This window comes from Bradyrhizobium sp. Leo170 (assembly GCF_004296405.1).
Classification (GTDB): domain Bacteria; phylum Pseudomonadota; class Alphaproteobacteria; order Rhizobiales; family Xanthobacteraceae; genus Bradyrhizobium.
The window spans coordinates 14,456-39,403 of the sequence record NZ_PSRR01000039.1; the positions used below are offsets into that span (position 1 = coordinate 14,456).

The 24,948-nt window shown below is 62.5% G+C and carries 21 protein-coding genes and 1 pseudogene; 13 read left to right on the plus strand and 9 right to left on the minus strand.

The window, feature by feature from the left end; genetic code table 11:
* Positions 1-155 precede the first annotated feature (155 nt).
* Genes CWO89_RS09930 through CWO89_RS09940 form a run of 3 tightly spaced genes read left to right on the plus strand, consistent with a single transcriptional unit; the run spans position 156 to position 5,226 of the window.
* Positions 156-1,223, plus strand: coding sequence for an endonuclease domain-containing protein (locus CWO89_RS09930; protein ID WP_130578442.1), 1,068 nt, complete (start codon positions 156-158; stop codon positions 1,221-1,223).
* Positions 1,220-2,008, plus strand: coding sequence for a hypothetical protein (locus CWO89_RS09935; RefSeq protein ID WP_130578443.1), 789 nt, complete (start codon positions 1,220-1,222; stop codon positions 2,006-2,008). Before CWO89_RS09930 ends, CWO89_RS09935 begins: the two co-directional genes overlap by 4 nt.
* Positions 2,008-5,226 carry an ATP-binding protein gene (locus CWO89_RS09940; RefSeq protein WP_130578444.1) on the plus strand — a complete coding sequence of 1,073 codons (3,219 nt, stop codon included), beginning with the start codon at positions 2,008-2,010 and terminating at the stop codon, positions 5,224-5,226. Before CWO89_RS09935 ends, CWO89_RS09940 begins: the two co-directional genes overlap by 1 nt.
* A gap of 21 nt (positions 5,227-5,247) precedes the next feature.
* Here CWO89_RS09940 and CWO89_RS09945 read toward each other — a convergent pair whose 3' ends face one another.
* Genes CWO89_RS09945 through nthA form a run of 3 tightly spaced genes read right to left on the minus strand, consistent with a single transcriptional unit; the run spans position 5,248 to position 6,910 of the window.
* The gene (locus tag CWO89_RS09945) at positions 5,248-5,628 is read right to left on the minus strand and encodes a nitrile hydratase accessory protein (protein ID WP_130578445.1); all 381 of its coding nucleotides are present in this window, start codon (positions 5,626-5,628) and stop codon (positions 5,248-5,250) included.
* On the minus strand, positions 5,628-6,287 hold the full coding sequence (gene nthB / locus CWO89_RS09950) for a nitrile hydratase subunit beta (RefSeq protein WP_130578446.1): 660 nt from the start codon (positions 6,285-6,287) through the stop codon (positions 5,628-5,630). The genes CWO89_RS09945 and nthB overlap by 1 nt, the downstream gene beginning before the upstream one ends.
* Complete coding sequence (nthA, locus tag CWO89_RS09955) at positions 6,284-6,910, minus strand: nitrile hydratase subunit alpha (RefSeq protein ID WP_130578447.1); 627 nt, start codon at positions 6,908-6,910, stop codon at positions 6,284-6,286. Before nthA ends, nthB begins: the two co-directional genes overlap by 4 nt.
* An 80-nt stretch (positions 6,911-6,990) precedes the next feature.
* Here nthA and CWO89_RS09960 point away from each other — a divergent pair, with 80 nt between their 5' ends.
* On the plus strand, positions 6,991-7,797 hold the full coding sequence (locus CWO89_RS09960) for an enoyl-CoA hydratase/isomerase family protein (protein WP_130578448.1): 807 nt from the start codon (positions 6,991-6,993) through the stop codon (positions 7,795-7,797).
* Positions 7,798-7,806: 9 nt separating this feature from the next.
* On the opposite strand, the gene CWO89_RS09965 is transcribed toward CWO89_RS09960, so the two are convergent.
* The 4 genes and pseudogenes from CWO89_RS09965 to CWO89_RS09980 form a co-directional block, all read right to left on the minus strand.
* Positions 7,807-8,148, minus strand: a complete 342-nt coding sequence (locus tag CWO89_RS09965) for a hypothetical protein (RefSeq protein WP_130578449.1) — start codon at positions 8,146-8,148, stop codon at positions 7,807-7,809.
* Between the two features lie 200 nt (positions 8,149-8,348).
* A complete protein-coding gene (locus CWO89_RS09970; RefSeq protein ID WP_130578450.1) occupies positions 8,349-9,476 on the minus strand; it encodes an ABC transporter permease in 1,128 nt (375 codons plus the stop codon).
* 4 nt (positions 9,477-9,480) lie between these two features.
* Positions 9,481-12,229 (minus strand): annotated as a pseudogene (gene rbbA, locus CWO89_RS09975) (ribosome-associated ATPase/putative transporter RbbA).
* The gene (locus CWO89_RS09980; protein WP_130578451.1) at positions 12,226-13,317 is read right to left on the minus strand and encodes an HlyD family secretion protein; all 1,092 of its coding nucleotides are present in this window, start codon (positions 13,315-13,317) and stop codon (positions 12,226-12,228) included. Before CWO89_RS09980 ends, rbbA begins: the two are co-directional and overlap by 4 nt.
* 240 nt (positions 13,318-13,557) lie before the next feature.
* Between CWO89_RS09980 and CWO89_RS09985 the strand changes: the two genes are divergently transcribed.
* Positions 13,558-13,743 (plus strand): hypothetical protein, encoded by a 186-nt coding sequence (locus CWO89_RS09985; protein ID WP_130578452.1) that lies wholly within the window; start codon positions 13,558-13,560, stop codon positions 13,741-13,743.
* A gap of 123 nt (positions 13,744-13,866) precedes the next feature.
* Entirely contained in the window at positions 13,867-14,706 is an 840-nt protein-coding gene (locus tag CWO89_RS09990) for a universal stress protein (RefSeq protein WP_130578453.1), read from the plus strand.
* Positions 14,707-14,720: 14 nt separating this feature from the next.
* Here CWO89_RS09990 and CWO89_RS09995 read toward each other — a convergent pair whose 3' ends face one another.
* Entirely contained in the window at positions 14,721-15,635 is a 915-nt protein-coding gene (locus CWO89_RS09995) for a LysR substrate-binding domain-containing protein (protein ID WP_130578454.1), read from the minus strand.
* Positions 15,636-15,712: 77 nt separating this feature from the next.
* Here CWO89_RS09995 and CWO89_RS10000 point away from each other — a divergent pair, with 77 nt between their 5' ends.
* From CWO89_RS10000 to CWO89_RS10025, 6 genes are read left to right on the plus strand one after another with little or no spacing between them, the layout of a single operon-like run.
* Entirely contained in the window at positions 15,713-16,867 is a 1,155-nt protein-coding gene (locus CWO89_RS10000) for an acyl-CoA dehydrogenase family protein (protein WP_130578455.1), read from the plus strand.
* A 4-nt stretch (positions 16,868-16,871) separates the two neighbouring features.
* Positions 16,872-18,944, plus strand: a complete 2,073-nt coding sequence (locus tag CWO89_RS10005; protein ID WP_130578456.1) for an acetate--CoA ligase family protein — start codon at positions 16,872-16,874, stop codon at positions 18,942-18,944.
* A 10-nt stretch (positions 18,945-18,954) separates the two neighbouring features.
* Positions 18,955-19,320, plus strand: a complete 366-nt coding sequence (locus tag CWO89_RS10010) for a hypothetical protein (protein WP_130578457.1) — start codon at positions 18,955-18,957, stop codon at positions 19,318-19,320.
* The gene (locus CWO89_RS10015; RefSeq protein WP_130578458.1) at positions 19,317-20,177 is read left to right on the plus strand and encodes an alpha/beta fold hydrolase; all 861 of its coding nucleotides are present in this window, start codon (positions 19,317-19,319) and stop codon (positions 20,175-20,177) included. The genes CWO89_RS10010 and CWO89_RS10015 overlap by 4 nt, the downstream gene beginning before the upstream one ends.
* 37 nt (positions 20,178-20,214) lie before the next feature.
* Complete coding sequence (locus CWO89_RS10020) at positions 20,215-21,426, plus strand: ABC transporter substrate-binding protein (RefSeq protein WP_130578459.1); 1,212 nt, start codon at positions 20,215-20,217, stop codon at positions 21,424-21,426.
* A 14-nt stretch (positions 21,427-21,440) separates the two neighbouring features.
* Positions 21,441-22,889 (plus strand): NAD-dependent succinate-semialdehyde dehydrogenase, encoded by a 1,449-nt coding sequence (locus CWO89_RS10025; protein WP_245475939.1) that lies wholly within the window; start codon positions 21,441-21,443, stop codon positions 22,887-22,889.
* Positions 22,890-22,898: 9 nt separating this feature from the next.
* Here CWO89_RS10025 and CWO89_RS10030 read toward each other — a convergent pair whose 3' ends face one another.
* A complete protein-coding gene (locus CWO89_RS10030) occupies positions 22,899-23,924 on the minus strand; it encodes a pyridoxal phosphate-dependent aminotransferase (RefSeq protein ID WP_130578460.1) in 1,026 nt (341 codons plus the stop codon).
* A gap of 414 nt (positions 23,925-24,338) precedes the next feature.
* On the opposite strand from CWO89_RS10030, the gene CWO89_RS10035 reads away from it, so the two are divergent.
* On the plus strand, positions 24,339-24,809 hold the full coding sequence (locus CWO89_RS10035) for a hypothetical protein (protein ID WP_130578461.1): 471 nt from the start codon (positions 24,339-24,341) through the stop codon (positions 24,807-24,809).
* Positions 24,810-24,948: the final 139 nt, after the last annotated feature.

Here is a 24,948-nt window from a genome sequence, read left to right on the forward strand (position 1 = left end):
AAATTGAGATGAATTCGTGATGTTCTGAACGGGGCGGGCTGCAGAACTAATCGATTACCTTTTTCACCGCAGTTATCGACCATTTTGTCTTGTGATCGTCACACTGGACGTTCGCTGTCCGGTTGTAACGGTATTTTTGTTGGCTGTGATCGATCGTGGCTGGGGAGATCGTTACACAAGATTCAATTGGCCGCGTCGTACTGAACGCGACGCCGGGAAAGGTATTGGTTCTCGCCGGGCTCGACGGAGCCATGCTTGGCCGTGTGATAGACCAGCTCGAGGCCAAGCCGGATTCTCGTCGTGCGCTGTTTACGCGGCTGTCACGGGCGCAGACGACCGATGCCGCGGTTCAGCAATTGACGGAGCAGCTTGCCGACACTGCGCAGCGGTTATGGCCTGTTTGGTTCACCGACATTAGTTTTGCCGGATGCCGATCTGACGTGCTGGGCCAACTGGCCGCATCTGCGATCGTGCGCCGCGCTGCGGCCGATATCAATGACTTGCAGATGACTTGGGCGGAGGCTGCAACTAAACTGGCGTTGGATCAAAGACGTCCGCGCGTTCGGAACGTGCCTGCGGAGGTCGAAGTGGCGCAGCTTGCGCTCGCGATCAGCCGCCATGGCCTTGCGTTGGTCATCGATGCCGAGCAGGCCTGCGCGGACTCCAACCCTGCCGCCATTGTTTATACGCTGGAATGGATCGCTCAACTTACCCAATGCGTAGTGGTCGCGCTGTTTCGCGCGTTGCCGCCGCACCAGCCGCCCTTCGACCGCATCCTCTATGACGCCCGCGTCCTGGTGGTGGAAGAGGGGCTCGATCAGACAGAGATACCGGCGCCTTCAACGGACACAGTCTGGCTCGCGCCCTGGATGGGTTCGCCACATCCGCTCAGTGAAACGGAACAGCGCCTCGAGAAGGCACTGCGCGGCGATCAGGAATTGGCGCGCTTGTTCGACTGCAACCAATTCATCGAAACCGTTCGCGGATCGCGGCCGAAAGTGGATTTCGTTTGGACGCAGGGCCGGATGGTCATCGAACTCGATGGCTATGGCAGCCACGGCAATCGCGCCGCCTTTATGTATGACCGGCATCGCGATTACGAGCTCATGCTGAGCGGATATACGGTCTTGCGTCTTGCCAACGACGAGGTTGCGCAGGACGTCGGAAAAGCCGTTGAGAAAATCCGGGACATCGTCCAGCTTTGCCGCGGTCGGATCAAATGAGCGAGGCAGCAGTGGCGAAAGCAAAGCAACCGAAGGCTGAAAAGAAAGCGAAGAAGGCTGAAGCCACAGCCTCGGACGGGGCCGGTCGGAAACGCAAGAGCGCCGCCGCAAGTCCGAAGAAGAGTCCGGCCAAGCCGCAAAAGACCGCAGAGCAAGTCCGCACAGAGAAGCAGACGCTTGCGATGTGGGGATTGTTGAGCGAAGGGGGCGCGGCGTATGGCGGTAAATTGAAGCCCAGGATCGATCCGCCCGAACGGAGCGCGCTCGAGCAGGCAGGTCTCGTTGAGGTCACGACAGTTAAGCGCGCCTACTTGCTTACCGTCACCGACAAAGGTTGGGATTGGGCGGAGCAACATCTCGGTGATCCCTTGCCGGACAATGTCACCGGCGCTTCCGTCCTTCATGGTTGGCTCGCGCGGTTGCACACTTTCCTGCAGGCGCGCGGCCTGCGTCTGTCGGATTTCTTCGTCGAGCAGTCCGTACCGGTGACCGACGCACCGGCTGCACAACACCGGCCGGAACATGCCGTGCTGCGCGAGCGTATTCGGGCGGCGTATCAGGAGGTTGCAGGAGGTTTTGATCGTCGCCTGCTGCTCCGCGACCTGCGCCCGCGTCTTGCTGACCTCGACCGCCAACAGGTCGACTCTGCACTGATGCAGATGGTGCGCGACGGCGAGGCATCATTGATGCAACTCGACTATCGCCCTGACGTCACGGACGAGGACCGCGCCGCTTCGCTGCAGATTGGCAATGAACCCAGGCATATTATCTGGATAACAGTGTAATGACAGAATTAGATGTTTTGCGTGAAGTGGATTTCAACTGGGCACGTCAGTTGCGAAGCGTCTGGCGAGATCAAGCCTACAGCGTATCGGCGATTCATCAGGACGTTGTCGAAGACGTCATGGCCTATTTTCTCAGGAATACGCGCGAACCCGAGCCCGACAACGAGCCACTTGGGCGCGTCATTCTCGGTGGGGCAGGGCACGGTAAGACCCACCTTGTCGGAGAACTCAGACGCCGTGTCTGGGAGGAGGATGGCACGTTCATTCTGCTCGATTTCGTCGGCGTCACGGATTTTTGGGCGTCGGCGGCACTCGGATTTCTCAACTCGCTCCAGATCAGGGTCGACGGGCGCCAAATACAGTATGATCGTCTAATTCAAAAGCTCATCTCCCTTCTCAGCCTGCAATCGCAATTGACTGAAATCGCAGCCCGGTACAAGGGACGGCCACGTGAATTGATGGCTGAGTTGGTCAAGACCTTCATCACGGCGCTGACACGTAGAGACCGTGCAAAAACGCAGCAGCATGGCGATATCGTCCGCGCGCTGGTGATGCTGATTTCGGATGACCTCGAGTGCGCCAGCATTGCGCATGGCTGGCTGCAGGGCATGGAATTGGATACGGCGAATCTGCGTGATCTCGGGTTCGTGGCGCTGCGCAAGCCACCGATCGAAATCGTGCGCGGGCTCTCGTGGTTGTTCAGCCTCGTTGGGCCTACGATGATCGCGGTCGACCAGATCGATCCGATCATCAGCGAGGCTAGCATTGAGAGACGCCAGTCGGGGGCGCTCACCGGTGCCGAACAACTGGAGACGCAGTCGATCATCGAGAAGCTCGTCGAGGGCCTGATGGGTCTTCACGAGGTGAAGCAACGGGCTGTAACGATCATTTCGAGCCTCGATGTGTCATGGGAGGTGCTCAAATCGCGCTCGACGGTTGCCGTGGATGCGCGTTATCGTCAGCCTACCCGCTTAAATGCGCTATCGCAGCCGCAGATGGCGCAGATGCTTGTCGCGGCCCGTCTGACGCCTGCTTACGCAACCGTTGGATTTCCGGCGCCGTACGAAACATGGCCATTCGCCCCGGAGGCGTTTGGGACAGCGGTCGGATTTACGCCGCGTCAACTGCTGAAGGCCTGCGACGATCACCGGCAGCGTTGCATCGCTGCAGGCGAGGTGCTGATCTGCAAGTCGTTTGGCAATCAGCCAGTACCAGCGCCACCGCCTCCACCGTCCGATCTGCAGGCCATGTTCGAGCGTGCGCGAAGTGCTGCGGTGGTCGATGGCTTATTTGAGAAAGCCAACGAGAGGCGTTTGGCAGACATTCTGGCCGTAACGCTGGACGTCTATGCCAGGCAGCTCAATCTGCCCGACGACATCGATGTCGCTTCGCAGCAGGACCCTGACCAGCAGCGGCCGTCACTTCATGGGCGGCTGACATTTACCTTCCGTAGCGAAGCCGATCGCGAGCAGCATTTCTGTTTTCGCGTCATTTCGCACGGCAATGCCATTGCATTCCAAAGCCGACTTCGCGCGGCCATGACAGCTTCTGGCGTCGACCGCGCGCTTGGTTTCAGGCATCTGTTCATCCTGCGCAGGGATGCAACCCCAGGTGGGGCAAAGACCAAGCAGCTTGTCGAAAAATTTGAACAAGCGGGCGGCAAGTTCGTCGCTCTCAGCGATGATGATCTGCGGACCTTTATGGCGCTCAACTCCATGACGGAGCGAAAGCCCGAGGGGTTCGATGCCTGGCTGCGCGAGAACAAGCCGTTGTTCGAGACGTCACTGTTTCGTGCGGCAGGCCTTGCGCCGCCTGCGTTCCTGCCGTCTGCGCCACCGCCAAACGGACCGGGTCCGGACGGCACCGCAGCCGATACAACACGGGACCGAGCGGCGGCCACTCCCTCACCGGCGCCGTCACCCAGGCCGATGCCCGGAGCGACTGCATCGACAAGCCCTCACAAGCCGGAGCCGCAAGAGACGAACGCCGGGCGGGATATTCCGCTCGGCCATCGCTACGACCGTGGCACCGCTGGCACGCCCGTGAAACTCGCAGCCGATCTCCTGCCGCGGCATGTTGCGATCCTCGCCGGCAGCGGCTCCGGCAAGACGGTCCTGCTACGCCGGATTGTCGAGGAAGCCGCGCTGCTGGGTATCCCTGCAATCGTCCTCGACACCAACAACGACCTTGCGCGACTGGGCGATCAGTGGCCCGCGCCGCCGGATGGCTGGACCGAGGACGACGCAGGCAAGGCCGCCAGGTACGGCCGTAACGTCGATGTTACGATCTGGACGCCCGGCCGCAACGCCGGCCGCCCGATGTCGCTGGCGCTGCTGCCGGACTTCGCCGGTCTTGGTGACGACGAGGACGAGCGCGCGCAGGCGATCGAGATGGCGCGCGCGACGCTGGCGCCGTTTATCGGGGCGAGAGGCGCCAATGCCCAATTGAAAGAGGGGGTCTTGGCCGATGCCTTGCGGACGTTCGCGAGGGAAGGCGGCGGAAGCCTGGAGCGGTTGATCGACACCCTGTCGGAACTTCCCGAGGAGGTCAGCCAGATTGACGGCGCGCCAAAGCTCGCTGCCGGCATGGCGAACTTGCTGCGCGCGGCGATCGCGACCAATCCGCTACTGCAATCGCGCGGCGTGCCGCTCGATCCCGAAATCCTGTTCGGCACTGATCCGGACAGGACCCGGATATCCGTCATCAACTTCTCGGGGCTGGCGAGCGACGAGGCCAAGCAGTCGTTTGTCAATCAGTTGCAGATGTCGCTGTTCACCTGGATCAAGCGTCATCCGAGCCCCACCGGGCGGCTATTGGTGCTCGACGAAGCGCAGAACTTTGCGCCCTCGATGAAGACGACGCCCTGCAAGGAAAGCACGCTGGCGCTTGCGGCCCAGGCCCGCAAGTACGGGTTGGGGATGATCTTTGCCACGCAGACGCCGACCGGCATCGACAACAAGATCGTCTCGAACTGCACGACCCACTTTTATGGTCGCATGAGCTCGCCGGCAACGATCGCAGCCACCCGCGGCCTCCTCGAAGCAAAAGGAGGCGAGGGCGGGGAGGACGTCGCGCGGTTGATCCGCGGAGAGTTCTATTTTTCGACCGAGGCGGTTCCGCGCCCGATGCGCATTCGCACGCCTATCTGTCTGACATGGCATCCGGCCAATCCGCTCACTGCGGCGGAAGTCGTGGAGAGAGCGCGGCGGGGAGAATGAGCTAAGTGCGGCCAGCCGGCGCTAGCCGGCAAAATCCTCCGGCCGCAGTTCGATCGGCTTGCCGTGCGGGGTGCGGTCGGCGGCGTGGTCCCAGGCGTTGCGGTAGCGGTGCAGGGTCTCGGCGGTGGCGACGCCTTTTTCGGCGACGAGATGTTCCAGCGTCGCGAGCCAGTGGCGGTAATAGGTCTCGCCGGTGTCGGGATCGCCGGCCGCCTGCGCGCGCTTGATCTGGTCGGCGAGGGCTGCGGCCCATTCGTTCCAGGTGAACAGGCTGCGCTCATGCAATGTCAGCGCCATCGCAAAGGCCTGCGCCTCCCAGGGTTCGCGGAACACCGGGCCTTCATCGTCGCGCGGGATGCTCGGCACGGCGGCCGTGGCGCGCGCGGCTGCGGCGCCATCCATCAGGCAGGCTCCAGATATGGCTCGAAGGCGTCGATTGAAATCTTGACGGTCGGATCGGAGTCCGGCCCCCACAATTCGGTCCCGTCGAACACCACGGTGTAGAGCCACTGCGGGTTCTCGCCGGCTTCCGTTGCGGCCGAGTCCGGGAACACATGACAGCCATGGTCGCGCTCGACCATGCCGACATGGCCGCGCACATAGCGCGGCAGCCGGGTGTGCGTGAGGGGATGGATGTTCTTCGCGCGCACCTTGTCGCCCGGCTTGAACTTTGCGGGCACCGGCGCCGTGCGGCCGAACTTGCCGCGCACCATCACGCGCTCGACGTCGTCGAGCTCGAACTTGCCATGCTTGAGCGGCTTCGGCGGTTGCACCACATGGCCTGTGTCGACTTCCTCTTTTGCGATGAAGCCCTTGCCGACCAACAGGTCCTCGAGACCGAGCAGCCACTTCCTGTAATAGGAACTGGCGAGATAGACGTGCGGCGGCAGGGTTTCGCGATAATAGCGCGAGGTGTCGATATTGAACGCGCCGGCTGCGCCCATCGCGCGCACCATCGCCATCACCCGCGCTTCCCACGCAGCATGGAACATCGGCTCGTTCGGTTCGGGCTCGACCTTGCCGAACCCGTCCATGCCGCCCATGTCGTGCACGCCGTTCATGACGGCGCTCCCGGCCGCTTCGGAAATCCGGTGCCGATCATGGAGTCGCGCGTCACGAGGTCCGCAAGCTGCGCCTCGCTCCAGCCCTCCGTGCCTTCAGGCCGCATCGGCAGCACCAGGAAGCGCGTCTCGGCGGTCGAGTCCCAGACGCGGATTTCGATCTCCTTCGGCAAGGTCACGCCGAAATCGGCGAGCACGCCACGCGGGTCTTTCACCGCGCGCGAACGGTAGGGCGCGGCCTTGTACCAGACCGGCGGCAGGCCGAGCATTTCCCAGGGGTAGCAGGAGCACAGCGTGCACACGACCATGTTGTGGCGCGCCGCCGTGTTCTCGACCACGACGAGATGGTCGCCGACGCGGCTGACATGACCGAGCGTGCCGACGGCCTTACTGCCGTCCTCCAGCAGCGCCTTCTTGAACGCGGGATCCGTCCAGGCCTTGGCGACGACCCGCGCGCCGTTGTGGGGGCCGATCCGGGTCTCGTAGGCCTGGATGATGGCGTCCAGCGCGGCTGGCTCGACATAGCCCTTCTCGGTCAGGATCGTCTCGAGCGCGCGCACGCGCAGCTCGGTCTCCGACAGTTCCGAATGGTCGTGGTCGTGATGATGATCGTGATCGCTCATGCAATAAGCATAGGCGCAAAAAGCCTGATATGTCGAGGTGCAGACTCTGCTAGCATTTCGGCCATGACAGGGAGGCAATCGTGGCCGAATACGTAAAAATCGAGAAAGGGCTGGGTCCGGAGGGCCGTATCGCAGTCGTGCGCTTCGACCGCGGCGACGGCATCAATGCGCTGTCGCCGGAGGCGCTTCGCCAGCTCACCGATGCCGCGCGCAGCTTCGAGGATGACGGCGCGACGTCCGTCGTCGTGCTCACCGGCGGCGCAAAATCCTTCAGCGCCGGCTTCGACCTCAAGGACGCCGAAGGCCGTTCGCGCCGCACCATGGACATCGGCACGCTGCGCCGCCACCTGAAACTGGGGCCGCGGCTGACGCGGGCCTGGCAGGACATGGAACAGGTCACGATCGGCGCGATCGAGGGCTTCTGCATCGGTGGCGGCGTGGCGCTGGCGGTTGCGCTCGACTTCCGCGTGATGGCGCGCGATGCCCATATGCGCGTGCCCGAGATCGGGCTCGGCATGAACATGAGCTGGCAGAGCGTGCCGCGCATGCTGCACCTGATGGGGCCGGCACGGACCAAGCAGGCCGTGATCCTCGCCGACGACCGCATCTCAGCCGCGGAGGCCTACGAATGGGGATTGGTGGAGCAGGTGGCCGAGCCCGGCAAGGCGTTTGACGCCGCCATGGCGCTTGCGACAAAGGTCGCCGCGCAGCCACCGATCTCGGTCGCCATGACAAAGCTCACGGTCAACCGCCTCGCGCACGCGCTCGACGATCTGGCCAGCCATATGGACGTCGATCAGTTCGCGCTGGCGAGCCTGACCGAGGACCACAAGGAAGGCGTCGCGGCATTCCTGGAACGTCGGAAGCCGCGGTTCAGCGGACGATAGCGCTTCGGGCTACTTTCGTGACCCCGTCGTAGCATGCGCGTCAGTGGCCATTTCGAGGCAGGTCTGGAGCTCGACATAGCTCGGCGTACTGTCGATGCTGGACTCGCCGATGCATGCCGCCTTGTCTTTCGCTGTGAACTTGCTCCATTGCCCGGCCACTTGCGTTCGGGCCTGCTCTTCGGCCTTCATGCAGGACTCCAGGGTCTCTCCGATCCCTACCGTCTCCGCAGTCTCCGCCTTGCAGATCCGGGCGATGTCAAATTTCGGCACAGCGTCCGCCGCGCGCACGCCGTGTGATGCTGCAATTGAAACGGCCGCGCCGAGCGCGGCAAAAATGATGAATTTGCGCATGTTCGACCTCCGGTCGTATCGATCATCATTAGAGAAGCTCGTTCGACGTTGACGAAGATCAAGCGGCCGGCCGCGCACGTGATCGTGATTGTTCGCATCGCCAGAGCGTTTTCGAGCGAAGTGGATGCCGGTTCGCGTGAAGAAAACGCGTCAAAACAATAATCTAGAGCTTCGGTTCTGATTCAATCAGAACCGAAGCTCTAATTCGACGCCGAGCTGAGCGTGGATCGGAAGCGCAGCAGCGACAGCATCAGGAACAGCGACGCGATGCCGGCGACGGCGAGGAATTGCGGCCACACCACATCGAGGCCGGCGCCGCGATAGAGGATCGCCTGGGCGAAGGAGACGAAGTGCGTCGAGGGCGATGCCTGCATCACGGTCGCGAGCCAGGGCGGCATGCTCTCCAGCGGCGTGGCGCCGCCGGACAGGACGTTCATGGGAACGGCGACCAGCATGTAGAGCAGGCCGAGCTGCGGCATCGACCGCGCAACCGTGCCGAGAAACAGCCCTATCGCGGTCGCGAAGAAGAGATAGAGGATCGCTCCAAACATGAAGAGCGGGATCGAGCCGGCGATCGGTATCTTCAGCAGCAAGCGGACCACCAGATAAAGCGATAGCCCGACCGCGACCGCAATGACGAACCCGTTGGCCCAGATCTTCGACATCGCGATCTCGAACGGGCTCAGCGGCATCACCAGGAGATGATCCATCGTGCCGTGCTCGCGCTCACGCACCAGCGCGGCGCCGGCGAGGATGATCGCGAGCATGGTGACGCTCGAGATGATGCCCATGACACTGGAGAACCAGGCCGTCGTCACGTTGGGATTGAACGCGATCCTGACCGCCAGGTTGACCGGCGAGTCCGGCACGCGTTCCACCTGCGACACGAATTGGGCGATCTCGGTATTGATGATCTGTTGTGCGTAGCCCGACCCCAGGCCGGCCTGGATCATTGCGGTGGCATCGACATTGATCTGTAGTCCGGGCTGGCGCCCCGCCAAAACGTCGCGCTGGAAGTTCGGGGGAATATCGATGACAAAGGTGTATTTTCCGGTATTCATCAGGTGCTCGATATCGGCCTGCGCAATCGCCACCGGCTCCTTGAAATAGGGCATCAGGAACGCATGCGTGATCCGGCGGGATAATTCCGAGTGATCTTCATCGACCACCCCGATCGAGGCATGGAACACCTCCTGCGAATTGCTTTGCGCTTGGCTGATCACGGCAAGCGAGAACGAATAGACCACGAACCCGAGCAGCACCCAGTCGCTGAAGAAGCTTCGCAGCTCCTTGGTACCGAGCCAGAAGATGTTGGAGAGGGAGCGCATCGTTTCATCGCTCCTGCTTGGGGAGCAGCAGCATGCTGAGCGACGTCAGCACAGGGACGAAGACGAGGAGCATGAGGATGCTCGAGCCGAGATCGGCAAGGCCCAGCCCCTTGGTGAAGGCGCCGACGCTGATCGGGCGGTAATAGCTCATCGGGAAGCACAGGCCGATAAGCTGCGCCGAGCCTGACAGCGAAGAGACAGGCGTCATCATGCCCGAAAACTGCTGGGCCGGCAGGATGGTGAGGATCGCGGTGCCGAACAGCGCGGCGATCTGGGTCGTGCAGAAAGTCGAGATCAGCATGCCGTAGCCGGTCGTCGTGAAGACGTAGATGATCGTGCCGGCAAGCACGGCCACGAAGCTGCCCTTCAGCGGTACGTTGAAAATGAAGACCGCCATCGCGAACATGATGATGAAATTGATCAGCGCGACGGCGACATAAGGAAGCTGCTTGCCGACGAGGAATTCCAGCCGCGTCACCGGGGTGACGTAGAGGTTGGTGATTGAGCCAAGCTCCTTCTCGCGAACGACTGCGAGCGCCATCAGGATGGCCGGAAACAGTGCGAGCATCATTGCTAGTGTCGACGGCACCATGGCGTAGATGCTGTCAAAATCCTGATTGTACTTGAACCGGACTTCGATATTGGCGGGCAGAGGCGTTGCCGCCTGCGTCGTGTTCAGCACGGGATCGCTCAGATAGAGCTGGTGCATGCCCTGCAGGTAACCCCGAATGGTCGAGGCGCGGAACGGCATGGCGCCGTCGATCCATGCGGACACGTAGGCCGGCCGCCCGCGCTTGATGTCGAGGCCGAAGTTCGGCGGAATCTCGATGCTGACACTGATGTCCCCGTTCTTCAGCCGGCGATCGAGATCGGCATAGTCGGTCAGCGGAGGCTTTTCGAGGAAATAGGGCGATCCTCTCAGCTCCGACAGATAGGCGCGGCTTTCGGGCGTCTGGTCGCGATCGAGGACGGCAAAGCTGAGATTGTTGACGTCGGCCGAAATGCCGAAGCCGAACACGATCATCAGGAGCGCGGTGCCGAACAGGGCGAACATCAGCCGGATACGATCGCGCATCAGCTCAAGGCCCTCGCGGATCGTATAGGCGAACAGCCGCCGAAAGCTGAAAAAGGAACGTCGGTTCTCGCGGCCGACCGTCTTGTCCGGCGCGGCGGTTATCGCTTGCGGCTGGTCGAGAGTCACGGTCGAGGCCGCGCCCGGCTTTTCCTGCTCGAGGAAGCTGATGAACGCATCCTCCAGGCTCTTGGCGTTTCTCGCCTTAACCAATCCGGCCGGCGTTTCGGTGGCAAGCACGTGCCCTTCGTGCATCAGCGACAGCCGATCGCAGCGCGCCGCCTCGTTCATGAAATGCGTCGAGACGAAAATCGTCATCCCTTGATTGCGCGACAGGTCGATCAGAAGCTGCCAGAACTGGTCGCGCGCCAGCGGGTCGACGCCGGAGGTGGGCTCGTCCAGGATCAGAAGGTCGGGTTTGTGGACGACGGCAACCGCAAGCGACAGCCGCTGCCTGATCCCGAGCGGCAGCGAAGAGGCGAGATCATCGAGATAGTCGGCGAGATCGCATTTCTCGATCAGCTCCGCGATGCGCGCCTCGGCGAACGCCGGAGGAAGGTGAAACAGGCGCGCGTGCAGGACGAGGTTCTGGCGAACCGTGAGTTCCCCGTAGAGCGAAAAGGATTGCGACATGTAACCGACACGGCGGCGCGCTTCGAGATCGCCGGCGCGCAGCACCTCGCCGAAGATCAGCGCCTCGCCCTCGGACGGCGACAGCAGTCCGGTGAGCATCTTCATCGTCGTCGTCTTGCCCGATCCGTTCGAGCCAACGAAGCCGAAGATCTCGCCGCGGCGGATCGTGAAATTCACGCGGTCGACGGCGGTGAAGTCGCCGAACCGGCAGGTCAGGTCCTTGGCAACAATGATAGGCTCGGCGTGACCGTTGAGCGGCGGACCGATCGGCTTTTCGTTGCCGGCACGCTGTCGCTGCGGGAGCAGGGCGACGAAGGCGTCTTCGATCGATTCGGTGCCGGTTTGTTGTTTGAGATCGGCGGGCGAGCCGGTCGCGAGAATCTTGCCCTCGTTCATGGCCATCAGCCAATCGAACCGCTCGGCCTCTTCCATATAGGCGGTGGCGACGAGCACGCTCATTTTCGTCGTACGCCCCCTGATACGGTCGATGAGATCCCAGAACTGGCGGCGCGACAGCGGATCGAAGCCGGTCGTGGGCTCGTCGAGGATCAGGAGATCTGGGTCATGGATCAGCGAGCAGCAGAGCCCGAGCTTCTGCCGCATTCCGCCCGAGAGCTTGCTGGCCGGCCGGTCGGCGAACGGCGCAAGCCCTGTGCTTTCCAGGAGCTCATTGATGCGCCATTCGCGCTCCTTGCGCGATTGCTCGAACAGCCGGGCGAAGAACTCGACATTCTCCTTAACGCTGAGGTCGGGATAGAGATTCTTGCCGAGCCCTTGCGGCATGTAGGCGATACGCGGACAGATCAGGGCGCGCTCGGCGGCCTTGGAGATGTCGGTGCCGAGCACGGCAACCGCGCCCTCCTGGATCTTCCGCGCGCCTGCGAGGATTGCGAGCAGGGAGGATTTGCCGACGCCGTCCGGCCCGATCAGGCCGACCAGGCAGGCGTCCGGCGGGAATGTCGGCCGATATGCAATCGAGCGCCGTCACCGAACCGTAACGATGGGACAGGGCTCGAACGATTGCGACCGGATCGTCGCCGCCGTTCATGGAGCACCCTGCAGCGTCGCCGGCCATGCAATCGCGGGATCCCAGCGGACATAGGCGACACCGGGAAGGCCACTTCTGACAGCGTCCGCACGCGCAAGCAGGCGTTCCGGGTCGATGCGGACCCGGATACGGAACATCAGCTTGTCGCGCTCAGTCTTGGTCTCCACCGTCTTCGGCGTGAACTGCGCCTGGCTCGCGACGAACGAGACCTTCGCCGGGATCGGATGATCGGGGTAGGCGTCGAGAACGATGCGTGCGTCAGCGCCGACCTTCACCTTGCCGGCTTCCGTCGTCGGCAAATAGAGGTCCATGTAGACGTAGGTCAGATCCAGCATCGTGAAGACCTTGCCGCCGGCCGCAAGGACTTCGCCGATATTGGTAAGGCGGTACTGGATCCGGCCCGCCTTCGGCGCCACCAGCGTGTTGTCAGCGATCTGCACTCTGTAGAGGCCGGCATCGTGCTGAGCGGCTTCGAGCGCATGCTGCGTTTCGAGCACCCTGGCTTGCGCCGCGGCAAGCGCGCCATTGGCGGCGTCGAGCTGCTGCTTGCGCTGGTCCATCAATTCCTTGGTCGCCCAGCCGTTCTTGTGGAGGTATTCCGTCCGCTGGTTTTCCTGCTCGGCCAGCGTCTTCTGCGCCTGCTGCTGGGTAAGCACGGCCTGAGCCTCTTCAATGGCGCGCTGCGCCTGCCGGCCCTGTGCCACCGATTTCGAAAGCGACTGCTCGAGATCGCGCGTATCCATCCGCGCCACGACCTGTCCGGGCGCAACCATGTCGCCGATATCGGCCAACAGCTCGTACACGCGCCCGGCATACTTCGTGCTGATGTCGATTTCATCAGCTTCGATGCGGCCATTGCCGACGCTGATGCCGACGGGCAGCGGCGGATGCGCCTGCTTCCAGATGTAATAGCCGCCGCCACCCGCGCCGAGCGCAACGAGGAGGAGCGCCGCCGCGATCCGCAAACCGCGCCGTTTGCCGTTTCGATGGACCGGCACGGGCAGATGCGAGGCGGGCGCAGGCGAGGGCGAATGAGGCACATCGCCGGATTGCGCGCCTCCTTTGATCTCTTCGATTTGATCTTGCATCGGTCAGTGCCTTGGTCAGTGCCTTGGGTTGCAGAGCTTGTCCGCAATCTTGCACCGCCGCATCCGCGGGCTGTTGACGTAACGCAAATTCTGTCGCCGACCGTCTCGCGAGCCAGGTTCCCGAGCGACCGGCGCATCGATGCGCGCGGCAAAGTTGATTTCGCTCAACCCGCGTCACCGCGGATGCCTCATGCTCTGCCTAGCTGCGCACGGCGCGCTCTTGATCACCGAGGACAGTCTATGGCCGACAAGAAGAACATGGTTGCCACCGAACCCGGAACAGGCACCCAAGAGAGCCTCCAGAGCAAAGACCAGCAGGCAAAGGAGGAGGGCAGGATCCTCGATTCGCTGGAAGACGACGAAGTTCGAGAAGCGCTGGATCTCCTCCATGCACGCGACGATGGAATGTCTGCCTCCGAAGGTTGAGGTGGAGACGGCTGCGGGTGACGTCGGTTAGAGCCGGTACAACGCGACGCACTTGATCCACGTCAACGGCTGTTGTCTTGTCGCGCGTTACGTGTTCTCATCACTTCGCTGGAGAGTTTTTTCGTGCCGCTGAGAACGATAGCCGTCTTCTTCGATCCGTCGCCTGCCGGCGAGGCGCGCGCCGACTATGCCGTCGAGCTCGCATTCCGTCATCGCGCGCATCTGGTCGGAATCTTCGTGGTACCGTTCGGCTGGGATGGCAATCCGTCCGAATCCTTCGTGCGAGGGCAGGCCGCGGTTCGCGAACTCATTCAACGCCATACGACGAGCGAACTGGCGGCGACGAAGGCCGCGAGCCAAAGCTTCGCGACCGTCTCCACCCGCGAGGACATCAGTTGTGAGTTTCGTTGCATCCCTCCCGGTGAAGCCAATGAGGCGTCTGCGCTGAACGCGCTTCATTCCGATCTCGTGATCGTCGGCAGTCCGCGGTCAGGCGGCCTGCCGCAAGAGTGGTCGGCGGAATCCCTGCTGCTTGCCACCGGTGTGCCCATTCTCCTGTTGCCCGAGGATTGGAGTGGGACCGCGGCCGAGCACATCGTGGTCGCCTGGAACGCCAGCCGTGAGGCGCGCCGTGCCATCAAGGATGCTCTTCCGCTGCTTGCAGCCGCGCAGTCGGTGACTGTCCTCCTGGTGGATTCGCACAAGAATGCCCGGCATGGCGAAGAGCCCGGTGCCGATGTGGGGCTGTATCTGTCTCGCCATGGCGTAAAGGTGACCGTCGAGCGGATATCGTCGAATGGCGCTTCAGTCGCCGACGCCATCCTTGGTTTTGCCGGGCGCCATAGCGGCGATCTGATCGTGGTCGGTGCTTACAGCCACACGCGAGCAAGCCAAATGATCTTCGGCGGCGTGACCCGAGCCTTGCTGCGGGACGCGACCGTTCCATTGTTGATCGCGCATTGAGAGACCCGGGGGCGCTACCGCTGAAAATCGCTCATGCGGCTCTTCAGCCAGGCGAGAAAGCTGCGAGCCTTTTTCGGCAGGGCACGGTTCTTCGGCCAGACCGCATAGTGCGCCAACGGGCGTTCGAGCGGTTGTTCGAAAAGCGTCACGAGCGAGCCGTCGCGCAATTCGTTGCGCAGGAGGTGAAGCTGCCCCATCGCCACGCCGACCCCTTCGGTCGCGGCCTGATAGGTCAGCACGGAGCTTGGAAACGAAATCCCTGAGTCATTCAACAGATCGAGACGATCGCAGGCCATCAGCCAGTCCGCCCAATCTGTCCGCCGATAATGCGAATGCAGCATCGGCACCCGCTTCAGATCGTCGATCGAATGCAGGTTTGCCTTGCGCCGCAGGGTGGGGCTGCAAACCGGTTGGAGAAGGTCGCGGAACAGCAGCTCGCTTTCAACGCCCGGCCATTTGCCGCCGCCGAACTGGATTGCGAGATCGACCTTCTCCTTCTCGAAATCGACCGGCGCCACTGCATTGCTGATGCTGAGCCTGATGCTGGGATAGGCGGCATAGAATGAAGGCAAACGCTCGATCAGCCATTTTGCCGCAAAAGTCGTGTAGACCCGCAGTCGCAACGGCTCCGATTTGCCGCTTGCGACCAGCCGCTGCGTGACTGTTTCGATAACACGAAATGCAGGCGAAATCTGACGCTGCAGCTCCTCGCCCTCCGGCGTCAGGCGGATGCCGAGCTTGTCGCGCTCAAACAGCCGAAAGCCGAAAAAATTCTCCAGCGTCTGGATCTGGCGGCTCACGGCAGGTTGCGACACGCGCAAATCTTCGGCCGCCCGCGTGAAGCTTTGCAGGCGGGCCGTCACTTCAAACACGTGCAACGGATTGAGCGGCGGGAGCATTGGACGACCATAACAAAATGTCATGACCATATAATCTATGTTCAGTTGCCGGGCAATGCTTTGGCTGGAAAACAGGCGTCGGTATCGTTCTTCATGGCCCGTTGCAGATGGATTTCAATCTCTCAGAAGAGCAGCAGATGTTTGCGGACTCGGTGCGCCGTTTCGCCGAGGACAACCTTGCTGACGGCGCGATCGCCCGGGCGCATGACCCGCGGTTTCCGTTCGATGTGGCGCGCCTGCTGGCCGATCAGGGGCTGCTCGGCATCGCCTTTGATTCCGCGGACGGCGGTCAGGGTGGAACGCTCTTGGATTCCGTGATCGCGATCGAGCAGATTGCCTCGGTCTGTCCCCGTAGCGCCGATGTGGTGCAGGCCGGCAATTTCGGGCCGATCCGCACCTTCGTGGAATATGCCAGCGCCGAGCAGAAAGCCCGCTATCTGCCCGACCTGCTCGGAGGCCGGGCCGTCATCAGCCTCGGCATGAGCGAGCCGGATGCAGGTTCCGCCGCGACCGAGATGAAGACTGCCGCAAAGGCCGACGGCGATCACTATGTGATCGACGGGAGCAAGGTGTTCGGAACCCACAGCCCGGATGCCAACCTGTTCCTGGTCTACCTGCGCTTCGGGCCTGGCGTCGGAGGCATCGGCTCCGTGCTGGTGGAGCGTGGGACTCCGGGTTTCACAGTCGGCAAGGCGTCCTCGTTCATGAGCGGAGAAGAGTGGAGCCCGCTGTATTTCGAGAACTGCCGGATTCACAAGAGCAACGTTCTGCTCGGCCCCGGCGGCTTCAAGAAACAGATATCGGGCTTCAACGTTGAACGGCTGGGCAATTCGTCGCGCTCGCTCGCGCTGGGCCGCTATGCCTTCAATCTGGCGCGCGAGCACGCCCTGGTGCGCCGCCAGTTTGGGCGGCTGCTGTGCGAATTCCAGGGGTTGCAGTGGAAGTTCGCGGACATGGCGACCAAGCTCGATTCCGCGCAATTGCTGCTTTACCGCGCTGCCAGCATCAAGGAAGGTTTGCCCTCGGCGTACCACACCGCGATGGCGAAGCTGGCCTGCAATCAGGCCGGTTTCGATGCCGCGAACGAAGCGGTGCAGATCATGGGCGGTCTCGGCTACAGCACCGAGGGGCTGGCGGAGTACTGCATGCGGCGCACGCGCGGCTGGATGATCGCCGGCGGCTCGATCGAGATTCTCAAGAACCGGATTGCCGAGGACGTTTTCGAGCGGCGTTTCGATCAGCGCGTTCGGGCGGCCGAGTAGGGCGATGGCGGACACCGGCTTCGTTCAACCGCTGCTGGCGCCCAGAAGCATCGCGCTGGTCGGCGCCTCCGACGACAGCACCAAGACGTCGTCGCGGCCGCTGCGCTATCTGAGGCAGGCGGGATACGAAGGCACGATCTATCCTATCAATCCTCGTCGCGCGCAAATCGCGGGCGAGCGAGCATGGCCGTCATTGTCGGCGCTGCCCGCCGTCCCGGACCATGCCTTCATCCTGACGCCGACCGAGCAGGCCCTGGAGGCGGTCGAGGAATGCGCGCGCCTGGGTGTGCCCGTGGCGACGATCCTGGCGACAGGATTCTCCGAGGACCGCAACGCGGGACCTGCGCGGGTCGCGCGCCTCAAATCGCTGTGCAGGGACTCGCGGCTGCGCATCCTGGGGCCATCGAGCCTTGGCGCCATCAACCTGCACCACCGCACGATCCTTACCGCCAACGCCGCGTTTGCGGAGCCGGATCTTCCGGTTGGCGGCACCTTCGTCGCCTCCCACAGCGGCAGCATGCTTGGCGGATTGATATCGCGCGGCAAGACGCGCGGCGTAGGCTTTGCGGGCCTGGTGTCGGTTGGCAACGAAATCGACCTCAGTCTGGGCGAGATATGCGCGGCGACACTCGATGACCCGGATATCACGAGCTACATGCTGTTCCTCGAAAGCCTGCGGCACGCCGACGATCTCAGGGCGTTCGCGCTCGGCGCGGCGGCGCGCGGCAAGCCGATCGCGGCCTACAAGCTCGGGCGTTCGCCGGTGGCGGCGGAATTGGCGCTGTCGCATACCGGCGCGCTCGCCGGCGAGGATGACGTCGCCGATGCTTTCCTGGCCGATTGCGGCATCGCCCGGGTCGAGAATTTTGAAACCCTGCTCGAGGTGCTGCCGTTGCTCGATCGCATTCCGCTCGGCGCGACCACGGGTCGAAGCCCTCGGGTCGGCATCCTCACCACGACCGGTGGCGGCGCGGCAATGGTGGTGGATAGTCTGGCGGGCAGGGGAATTGAGGTCGTCACACCTTCGAAAGAGACCTTCGCCTCCATTGGCGCTGCCGGAGTGGCCGTGCAGCATGAGCGGATCGTCGATCTGACGCTTGCCGGAACGCGCTACGACGTCATGAAGGCCTCGCTTGAGGCGATGCTGGCGGCGCCTGAATTCGACATGGTTGTCGCGGTGACGGGATCTTCGGCACGGTTTCAGCCCGAGCTCGCGGTAAGGCCCGTGATCGACAGTGCCGCATCCGGAAAGCCGCTTGCTGCATTCCTGGTGCCCGATGCGCCGGACGCGCTGCGTCTGCTTGCGGAAGCCGATGTGCCGAACTTCCGGACTCCGGAAGCCTGCGCCGACGCGATCGCGGCGGCCTACAAGAGGCGCACACCGCGCGCGGCGCCCCCGGCGGCTCAGCTCTCGTCCGACACGCGACAGCTCGACGAGCTCGAAGCCTATGCGCTGCTGGCAGGCCTTGGAATCGACCATGCGCCGAGTGTGTCGCTTCCGGCCGACGGATCGAAGCTGGATCTGCCGTTCCCCTATCCCGTCGCGGTCAAGGCGCTCTCCGCTGCGATCGCACACAAGACGAATGTCGGCGGCGTCGTTCTCAACGTGACGAACGCGGAAGAACTCAAGGCCGCGATCCTGCGCATCGCCGCCTCTGTCGCCGCGAATTGCCCCGGGATTGCGCTGCGGCATGTTCTCGTCCAGCCCATGACCTCCGGTCTCGGCGAGGTCTTGCTTGGGTATCGGCGTGACCCGGACGCTGGGCCGATCGTGCTGCTCGCAGCCGGCGGCATTTACACGGAGATCTATCGCGATCGAAGCATTCGCCTTGCTCCGGTCGACCTCGCAGGCGCGCGCGAGATGATCGAGGAGCTGAGCATCTCCCGCATCTTCCAGGGCTTTCGCAACCGGCCCGTCGGTGATCTGGAGGCGCTGGCCCGCGCTATTGTCGCATTCTCAAAACTTGCCGAATATAGCGAGCGTGGCGTGATCGACGCAGAAATCAATCCTTTCATCGTCCGTCCGAAAGGAGAGGGCGTCCTGGCGATCGACGCGCTGGTGCAGCTCGCACAATAGGGAGATCGTGATGATTGAGCAATTGAAGGAGCGTGTAAACGCCGACGCCGGCCTGGTTCGCCGCGGCCGTTTCCTCTCGACCAACTTCCTGCTCGAGGTCGGCTCGACGCAGTGGCTGATAAACATCGTGGAAGGACAGGTTTCGTCGGTGACGCAAGGACCTTTCGTGATGCCCTCATGGTCGTTCGCACTGCGCGCCCCGCAGGAGGAGTGGGCGAGGTTCTGGCAGGCCGACCCGCAGCCCGGTTCGCATGATCTGATGGCGCTGATCAAGCGCCGCGTCCTGAAGGCCGAGGGGAACCTCCAGGTCTTCATGGCGAACCTTCGTTACTTCAAGGAAAGCCTCGCGAAGCTGCGGGCGGGAGTTGCAGCATGAGCGCGAGCTTTGAGCCGATCGTCGGCCGCTACATGAATCTTCAACTGCTGGGCCGGCCGCACCGCCTTTACGTCGAGGAGGCCGGGCAGGGCGCGCCGCTATTGTGCCTGCACACGGCCGGTTCGGACGGCCGGCAATATCGGGCGCTGATGAATCACAAGGACATCATCGCCCGTCATCGGGTGATCGCGTTCGATATGCCCTGGCACGGGAAGTCGTCACCGCCCGCTGGCTGGCACGATGAGGAATATCAGCTCACCTCGCAGCAATACACCACCATGATCCTCGAGATCATGCAGGCGCTCGAGCTGGACAAGCCCATCGTGATGGGATGCTCGATCGGCGGACGCATCGTGCTGCATCTTGTGCTGGAGCACCCCGAACGCTTCCGCGCGATTATCGGCCTGCAGGCCGGCGCTCATGTCGATCCCTACTATGATCTCAACTTCCTGCATCGGCCCGACGTGCACGGCGGCGAAGTTTGCGCGGCGATCGTCTCCGGCCTGGTCGGACCGAAGGCGCCGGTCAAGGAACGCTGGGAAACGCTGTGGCACTACATGCAGGGCGGGCCGGGCGTCTTCAAGGGCGATCTGCATTTCTACAAGATCGACGGCGACATCCGCGAGCGCGTCGCGCAGATCGACACGTCGCGTTGTCCGTTGTTCCTGCTTTCCGGCGAGTACGACTATTCGTGCACGCCCGAGGAAACAATGGCTGTCGCCGCAAGTGTGAAGGGTGCCCAAGCCACCATCATGAAAGGCCTCGGCCATTTTCCGATGAGTGAGGACCCTCAGGCTTTCATTGGTTACCTGCTGCCCGTGCTGGAGGAGATCAGCCGGACAGCCGGCAAGGGGTAATTTGTCAGTTTCAATTAAAGGGGAGGACAAGAGCAAAATGAATCTTCGTTCCATCGTGCTGGCCGTGTCGGCCGCTCTGGCGGCCACGCCGGCTGCGGCCGAGATTTCGGGCGGCGTCGTGAAAATCGGCGTGCTCACGGACATGTCGGGTCCATACGCCGACAATGTCGGCGCAGGTGCAGTGCTTGCGGCGAAAATGGCGGTTGAGGATTTCGGCGGCAAGGTTGCCGGCGTCGCGATCGAGGTCGTGTCTGCCGATCACCAGAACAAGGCGGACATCGGGCTTGGCATCGCACGGCGCTGGTACGACACCGAGGGTGTCGACACCATCACCGAGGTCGTGTCCTCGGCGGTCGCCCTCGCTGTTCAGCAGCTGTCGCGCGACAAGAACAAGGTCCTGCTGGCTACCGGCCCCGGAACGCCCGACCTCACGGGCAAGGCCTGCTCACCGGTCGGCGTCCATTGGGCGTACGACAACTATGCACTTGCCAATGTCGCGACCGCACCGCTGGTGCATAGGGGTCTGAAGAGCTGGTACTTCCTGACCGCGGACTACAGTTTCGGACACGCTTTGGAAGCGGAGGCGGCCAAGGTGGTCACCGCGAATGGGGGCCAGGTGCTCGGGTCGGCCCGAGCGCCGCTCAACACGTCCGACTTCTCCTCATACCTGCTGCAGGCGCAGGCATCGAAGGCTCAGGTGGTCGGCCTCGCCAATGCGGGGGCAGATATGATGAACTCGCTCAAGCAGGCCAACGAGTTCGGTCTGACTGATGGCGGCCAGAATATCGCGGCCTTGCTCGTGAACCTTCCCGACATTCACGCTCTCGGTCTCAACAGCGCCAAAGGCCTGATGTTTGCCGACAGCTTCTATTGGGATCTCAACGACAAGACCCGCGCATGGAGCAAGCGCTTCATGGAGCGTTTCAACGGCAAGGCGCCCGGCAGCCTTCAGGCGGCCGTCTACGGCGCCGTGACGCATTATCTCAAGGCGGTGGAAGCGACCAAAAGCGATGAAGGAACGGTCGTCGCACAGCAGATGCGCAAGACGCCGATCAATGATTTTTACACGGTGAACGCCAGCATCCGCGAGGACGGCCGTGTGTTGCGCGACATGTACCTGCTGCAGGTGAAGCAGCCTTCGGAATCGAAATATCCGTGGGACTACTACAAGGTGCTCGCCACCGTTTCGGGTGACAAGGCGTTTCGTTCCTTGAAGGACGGCAACTGCCCGCTGCTCACCGAGAAATGAGATCGAGCGTTCGCATGGCAATGGACTATCCTGAACTGAGGCTGTTCATCGGCGGCCGATGGATCGGCCTTGACGGCCGAAGGGGCGAGCCGGTCTACAATCCGGCGACCGGAAATGTCCTGGCCGAGCTTCCGCATGCGACCGAGGCTGATCTTGACGAAGCCCTGGCTTCCGCGGCCGCGGGTTTCGACCGGTGGCGGCGCACGTCTCCGGTCGAGCGGGCGCGGGTGCTGCAGCAGACATCCGCCCTGATGCTCGCGCGGCGGGACCAGATCGCGACGCTGATCACGTTGGAACTGGGCAAACCGATCGCCGAAGCAAAGGCCGAGGTCGAGCAGGCCGCGGGACTCTTCAACTGGAATGCAGAGGAGGGGCGACGCGCCTACGGGCGGGTCATTCCGCCACGAACGCAAGGGGCCATGCAGTTCGCTCTGCGCGAGCCGCTAGGTCCCATTGCCGCGTTCGCTTCCTGGAATGCGCCGGCAATCACGCCGTCGCGAAAGATCAGCGGCGCGCTCGCCGCCGGTTGCTCCGTCATCATCAAGGCGTCGGAAGAAACGCCGGCGACCGCACTTGCCATTGCCGCATTGCTGCAGGAGAGCGGTCTGCCGGACGGGGTGCTGAACGTCGTGTTCGGCAATCCCGCGGAGATATCGGCGAAGCTGATCGGCTCGCCGATCATTCGCGGCATAACCTTCACGGGCTCGACCTCGGTCGGCAAGCAGCTCGCATCGCTGGCGGTGCAGGGCATGAAGCGAATGACTCTGGAACTCGGCGGTCACGCGCCCGTGATGATCTTCGAAGACGTCGATCCGGAGGCGGTGGCACTTTCTGCGGTGACGGCGAAATACCGCAATGCGGGGCAGGTGTGTACTTCTCCGACACGGTTCTACGTGCATCGCTCGATCCACGATCGCTTTGTCGCGCGTTTCGCCGAGCTCGCAAGAGCCATCAAGGTCGGAAACGGCCTCGATCCGGCGACGAGGATGGGCCCGCTGGCCAATGCCCGCCGGTTGGAGGCGATGGACCGTTTCCTGGATGATGCCCGCTCGCGACAGATCGCGGTTCCGGTCGGCGGCGAGCGGATCGGAGGTGAGGGCTGCTTCTACAGCCCGACCTTGATCGCGAATGTCGATGAGGACTGCCTGGTTTCGAACGTGGAGCCGTTCGGCCCGATCGCCGCAACAACCGCGTTCGACCCGGCCGAAGATGCCATCCGTCTCTGCAACCGGCTCCCGTTCGGCCTTGCGTCCTACGTGATGACCAACGACATGCGCAATGCCGGCGCCATGATCGACGGCATCGAAGCCGGCAACGTCATCGTGAACCACTGGCAGGCATCGCTGCCGGAGACGCCGTTCGGAGGCTACAAGGACAGCGGCGTCGGTTCAGAAGGCGGGGTCGAAGGACTGCAGGCCTTTCAGAACATCAAATATGTGAGCGAGCAAAGGCCTCCGTCATAACGGACCGGCTCAGGTCGAGCGCAACAGGTTCGCGACAGCCCGGCGGGCGATCGCGTTTTCCTCCGGCAGGCCGATCGAAATGCGCACCCAGGTGTCGAGCGGCGGATAACTACGACCGATGTCGATGCCTTGTGCTGCGAGCGCGGACGCAACGGCTTGTTGCGGCCGGCCGGAGTCGAAGAACACGAAATTGCCCTGCGATTCCGTGAAGCGAACCTTTCGTTGCCGGAACAGCTCGTACCAGGCATCGCGCTCGGCCGCGACCTTCGCGCGAACCGACGGCACATAGTCTGTATCTTTCAGACTGGCGTTTGCGGCGACGAGGCTGAGCCGATTGAGCCCGAAAAAGGCGCCGATGCCGAGCAGCTTCACCGACTTGGCCAGCTCGGCGGGCGCCAGCGTGTAGCCGATGGCAAGGCTGGCAAGCCCGTAGATTTTCGCAAATGTCCTGAAGACCGCGACCTGATCGCCGCCGCGGACCAGGCCGGCCACGGTTCGCTTCTCGAAATCCGGCGTGAATTCGAGATAGGCCTCATCGACGATCACGAGCGTGCGCTTGGAGAGATCGTGCACGAATTCGATGAACTGCGCCGCCTCGCTCACCGTGCCGCTCGGATTGTGCGGATTGACGAGATAGACCGCGCGCGTCCGTCCATTGACCCTGCCGGCGATGGCGGGGAGGTCGTTCTCAAGCTGGTCGTTGAGGGGGACACCGACCACGATGCCGCCGGCGGGCGAGACGGCATCGACCAGCGCAGTATAGCCGGGCTCGGAATAGATGAACTCACCGCCCGTACCGCCGCGGGCCGACAGATACAGGCCGAGCACGTCAAGGATCTCGCCGAGTACGACCTGCTCGGCAGCAACATTCTCGTGCGCGGCAATCGTCTGCGTCAGCTCGGTGAGTTCGTCGCCGGTATAGCGGCTGAGACCGGTGAGGTGGGCCTTGATCGCCTCCAACGCCCGAGGCGAGGGACCGAACGGATTTTCATTCAAGGAGAGGCGAATTCGATCTTGTTTCGATGCATCGGCCATGGCTGGATACAAAAAACTGCTGGTTGCGGCCGCACTGATCAGCAGCCAATCGCGTCGAGTAAGCTCCGTCAGGGTGCTGCTCCTTACGGTCGATAGCGGTCGCAACAATTGCGCCGGTCACCACCAACTATAAGCGACCATTGGGACCATCGAGAACACGTCAGACTGCACCGTCGCGCGATTGTTACGCGCGGTGAACTTACGTTGTCTACAGTCTTGATCTCGGATACAATTCGGGCCGATTGCATGCCTTCTCTCCACGCGACACTCTCATTGTCGTGACCGACAACGAAAGGATTCTCGGATCGAACGAAAATCGACACACACCGGCGAATACAAACGCTGAGTTTATTTTTCTCCGGCGCAAACTGCTGCGAACATTTCGACCTTGAGCACACGCTAAAGGAGGCAAAAATGAAGACAGTGATTGCGTTATTGTCGACGATTTTCCTGCTGGCCGTACCTGTGACGGCGCATTCCAAATCCGTTTTTGTTGCAAAAGTGCCTGGTGTTTGGCGCACGCCCAACGGCGCAGCCTTCCTGGAATTCCGTTCCAACCCTGATCTAAATCGCGCGTGGGTGTCAGCGACCTTATGCGATAAATATGTTACTGGAGATTGGGCAGCGTCCCAGTGCAAACCATACAACAGTTACAAAATTAGAGTTGCTGGCCTTGTCTACGATCGTTCATTAGGTGCAATCCGCCTTGGCAAGCACGTGTGCGCATGGGTGGAAGATGGACTTGTGCGGCCGATCTTTCGGCAGACGGGCCAGTGCAAACTCAACATCGGCGCGGTTCGTCAAGACTACACCGATGGATTTGACACGTACTGGCGACCGATGGATGTGATCACCATCCAGCTAAATGATTCACCCGGCAGATAGGTCGAGCGATGCGCCTTGATCACAAGGCGCCTCCTCAGCGATGCCGTGCGGCAGAATCGTCCCGATGCACACCGCACCTTGCGGGAATACTGTCTCGCGCTCATGCAACACGACGAGAGCAAGGCGAGGGTGATACGTA